The sequence below is a fragment of the Longimonas sp. genome (assembly GCF_046498435.1).
Lineage (GTDB): Bacteria > Bacteroidota > Rhodothermia > Rhodothermales > Salinibacteraceae > Longimonas.
Genome location: NZ_JAWOAR010000130.1, coordinates 1 through 3,833 on the forward strand (window position 1 = coordinate 1; position 3,833 = coordinate 3,833).

A 3,833-nucleotide genomic window follows, 5' to 3' on the forward strand; every position below is an offset into this window, starting at 1 on the left:
CTCCAGAACGCGCTCGGTGAAGCGCTCCATAAAGGTCCGCTTCACCGTGGTCTCCAAGTCGAGGCTGTGGGTCATGCCGTTCGCCTCGAGGCGGTCATCGCCCACCTCGAGGCGGGAAGGACCAGCATTTCCTGGACTGGCTGGCCGATGAGGACATGGATGGGCTGGACACGACCCATCTGCGCGACGACGCTCGCGTAACCGACGATGACAAAGACTGGGCCCCGCGCGACCGAAAAGGACCGCCCGCGTCGGAGCACGCTCCGGCGTAGTCTTCTCGAACGCATGTTTTTCTGGGCCTGCCTGATTTTCCATGGCTGATACCGACCAAGCGCAATCGCTTCGCCAGTCGTTCCTGGACCAGCTCGGCATGCTGGTAGAGGAAGTCGAGGGGATGCGTATGTTTGTGGACCGGATCCCAACGCAGCTGCTCGTCGAGCGCCCTACGCCCGATACGCTGGCCATCATCGAAGTGTATGCGTTCATCGCCCATCTCGACGAGCGCGTGCGGCGTCCGGCAGTCGAGATGGTGAAGGACGGCACAACACCGCGCATCCGATCGCGCGAGGCGCTGGACGTAGCCAACGAGCATGCCTGGCGCGAGAACGGGTTCGGCATGACTCTCGATCGCTTGAGACAAACCCGGCAAGCGCTTGTCGAGAGCCTGCACGCGTGCGACCTCGACGCATGGGGGCGCGATGTGGAGGTAGATCGCACCGAAATGACGGTCTTTGACTGGGCCCATCGCATCCTCCAAAACGATACAGAACGCCTGCGCACGGTGGCGCAACGTTTGCATCATGCGCACCTGTCGGATCGGGACGAGGATCTGCCGAAGTAAGCGCGCTGCCTTTCATCTGTTGCTGCATATCTTATGGCGAAGAATACGGGTCCGTCGTTTAACGAACTGGCGACGCAGTTTCGGCACGAGAACTTCGATCCGCTCTACTTCTTCTTTGGCGAGGAGGGGTTTTTGATGGATGAGTTGCAGGAGCTGTTGATTGAGCATGCCCTGCCGCCGGAGCAGCACGATTTCAACTTCGATCTGATCTACGGCTCGGAGGCAGAGGCCTCGCAGGTGATCAACATCTGTCAGGGCTACCCGGTGATGGCGGAGCGCCGCGTGGTGGTGGTGCGCGAGTTTGAGCAGCTGGAGAACAACCGGATGTTCAAAAGCTACGCCAAGCAGCCGAATCCGCAGGCGGTGGTGCTTTTGCTCTGCACCACGAAGCCGAACCTGAGCGCGCATCCGTACCGGGCGCTGAAGCGCAATGCCACGTGGTCGCACTTCAAGTCGCTCTACGACAACCAGATTCCGGGCTGGATTAAGAGTCATGTGGAGGGCCGCGGGCTGCGCATTGACGGGCGTGCTGTGCAGATGCTGGCCGAGTACGTGGGCACGGATCTGCAGACGGCGGTCAGCGAGATCGATAAGCTGGAGACGTTCATCGGGGAGCGCGACGAGATTACCACCGACGATGTGCTGCGCGCCAGCGGACAGACGCGCGAGTTCAATGTGTTCGAGCTGCAGAGCGCCATCGGCGAGGGCCGCCATGCTGATGCGATGCGCATTGCGGATCGCCTCTTGCAGCAGGCCAACAACCCGCGCGGTGAGGCCATCATGATTGTGGCGATTCTGAATTCCTACATCGACAAGCTGTGGAAGCTGCAACCGGCCGATGTGCAGCGCAAGTCGAACCGTCAGCTGGCGGGTGTAATCGGGGTGTCGCCGTACTTCGTGTCTGAGTACGTGCAGAGCGCCAAGCGCTACACCCGTGGACGCCTGGCGCAGGCGTATCAGGCCCTGGTGGCGGCAGATTACGAACTCAAAGGCGGCAGCCAGCGCGGCCCGATGCTAATCCTGACGCTGCTCTTGCGCCAGTTGATGCCGAACCGTCAGGCGGCGCGGTAGCGCGTGCTACGCCATGGGGCTGACGTGTGCATCGTAGACGTGCTCGGTGTGGTGCATACGTCTTTTTCACTTCCTGTAATTTCACATTTCACGAGTCTAAATCATTGAGTTTCTTCCCCCCCCCATTAAGGTGTGGTGTGTCATAATCAAAAGTTCACCAACACCAAAGAAATATGCTTCGACATAGTGTAGTTCCCATCTTCATAGTTGCTATAACACTCATATTATCTGGCTTCGTCATGGACAGTAACGCGTCCTTTGAAGGCGAAGAGATTCGTTACAATCCAGAGATGGAAGTTGTAGAAGGACCTGACCTTCTGGTTGCGCGCTCTGCGGTTTCTGCGAAGGTTGCAGATATGTGCTCTGTAAATAACGCTGCCTTTGCTGATGCATTCGTCAATGACGATCCTAAGTGCTGTGGCGGTGGTGGAGGGTGCTGTTTCTGCGCTGGTTGCGAAGCCGATGGGGATGGATGTAGCTGCCCAGAAGAAATAATTGAATAAATTAGTCAGTAAGAAGAACAGTGGGGATGTGCACTTGACAGTGAGTGTACATCCCCACTTTACGTGTAAAAGTTTACTTTAACTGCCGAAACCAGAACTTTAGTCATGAGCACTTCCTTATTCGTAATTGCTCTGCTCGCTCATCTGCTTGGGCTGGGCGTTCCGGATGATCCACATCAGCCTGAAGTACAAATCGAAGACGATCGCATCGGATTGGTCCAGGGCATCGACGTAGATGAACAAGGCCGTGTGTACGTGGGTGATTACATCAACATGCAGGTCCACCGATACATGCCAGATGGAACCTATGATGACTCGTTCGGAGGGCGCGGGCAAGGTCCCGGGGAGTTCCAGGCGATTTCTGGTATGGATATGGGACCAAACGATTCGCTGTTTGTACATGACCGAATGGCTCGCCGGATAGTTGCGTTTTCCACCGGTAACGAGAGGCGCAGTACCACAACGACTCTTCCTTCGCGCGACGACGGACTAAGCTCCAGTATGATAGGAGGCCCGTTGGTCGGGCTACACGGAATCTGGGTGTTGCCGGATGGGGAAAAAGTAGTTGTATCAGGACGCGGCTTTAGTCCAGAGAACCGAAATGAAAAAGATCGGAGCATCCGTCTTCATTTTCTTGGAGAAGAAGACGCTATCGCCACTGTCCCAGACAGAGAGTTCATTGTGTTCGAAAACGGAGGCTTTTCCGTGCGTCTCATGCCGTTTGGCCAGCGTCCGGTCGTCGCTGTTGACCAGGAAGGGCATGTTCTGTATGGAATGAATGAGCAGATCGAAATTCAAAGGGTTGATCCAGCTAGCGGGAATACTGAGACTGTCGTAGAGGATAATCATACTCCCATTCCAGTCACCGATGAGTTATTAGAGACCGAGATACAGCGGATGGGATCTGAGTTATCTTCAGACCAGGTGGAGCAACTGCGGCGTGAGGCCCCTGATGCCATGCCTGCATTTGAGCACATGGTTGTGGATACGGAAAATCGAACCTGGATTGCCGTGAATGATCCCGATGCGTTCGACGAAGGAAATACCATGTATCGCGTGTTTGATGAAAGTGGCCAGCAGTTGTCGGAGTTTACGTTAGAAGGAATTGTCTTCCTGCAAGTCGTCAAAGACGGAAAAGCATACGGCATACGCACCAGCTCCTCGGGCGCACAAAAAGTAGATATTTACAACGTCACTAATCTACTTTGATTGCCTCATATAACTTTCGCAGTTTACAGATAAGCCTTCAGTGCCGAAGCAGCACGCTCTTGTACGGCTCCACCTTGAACACGCCCTTTTCGTTCGGCTGGATGCGGTAGGCTTCTGGATGCGCCCGAAAGTCAATGTCGTATGTGCTCATGCGGAATCGGGGTCGGTAGTGCGCTCGGGGGAGGCGCTGGCGGCGTCTTTGGGTGGGA

Annotated in this window: 3 protein-coding genes and 1 pseudogene; 3 read left to right on the forward strand and 1 reads right to left on the reverse strand. The window is 55.9% G+C overall.

What is annotated here, in order from left to right; genetic code table 11:
* Window positions 1–313 precede the first annotated feature (313 nt).
* The 3 genes from R6U20_RS04995 (at window position 314) to R6U20_RS05005 (ending at window position 3,624) form a co-directional block, all read left to right on the forward strand.
* On the forward strand, window positions 314–841 hold the full coding sequence (locus tag R6U20_RS04995) for a hypothetical protein (protein WP_410336767.1): 528 nt from the start codon (window positions 314–316) through the stop codon (window positions 839–841).
* Between the two features lie 33 nt (window positions 842–874).
* On the forward strand, window positions 875–1,912 hold the full coding sequence (gene holA / locus R6U20_RS05000; RefSeq protein WP_410336768.1) for a DNA polymerase III subunit delta: 1,038 nt from the start codon (window positions 875–877) through the stop codon (window positions 1,910–1,912).
* A gap of 608 nt (window positions 1,913–2,520) precedes the next feature.
* Entirely contained in the window at window positions 2,521–3,624 is a 1,104-nt protein-coding gene (locus R6U20_RS05005; protein ID WP_410336769.1) for a hypothetical protein, read from the forward strand.
* 46 nt (window positions 3,625–3,670) lie between these two features.
* Here the strand turns inward: R6U20_RS05005 and R6U20_RS05010 are convergent.
* Window positions 3,671–3,775 (reverse strand): annotated as a pseudogene (locus tag R6U20_RS05010) (DUF4385 family protein); the annotation flags it as partial.
* Between the last annotated feature and the right edge of the window lie 58 nt (window positions 3,776–3,833).